Annotated in this window: 1 protein-coding gene; it reads left to right on the forward strand. The window is 61.6% G+C overall.

Going from position 1 to position 211, the window contains the following annotated elements:
- Positions 1 to 29: 29 nt before the first annotated feature.
- Positions 30 to 211: GGDEF domain-containing protein (locus tag RRF55_RS29225; protein WP_439419486.1), on the forward strand; the 182-nt coding region annotated here is incomplete at its 3' end.

The following is a 211-nucleotide window of genomic DNA, read 5'->3' on the forward strand; positions in this document are numbered from 1 at the left end:
GTTTGGTCAATCGTCGAGGCCTCGATCGCATGCTGCATGCCGAAATTGCTGCGGCAAGGCGCGAGAGCAGGCCGCTGACGCTGATGCTTTGCGACCTCGATCACTTCAAGCACTTCAACGATACCTACGGCCATGTCCAGGGCGACGAATGCCTCAAGCAGGTCGGACGTCTGCTGCGCGAAGTCTGCGTGCGCCCACGCGACATCGCCGC

The sequence above is a fragment of the Klebsiella sp. K47 genome (genome assembly GCF_051858335.1).
Classification (GTDB): Bacteria; Pseudomonadota; Gammaproteobacteria; order Enterobacterales; family Enterobacteriaceae; genus Klebsiella; species Klebsiella pneumoniae.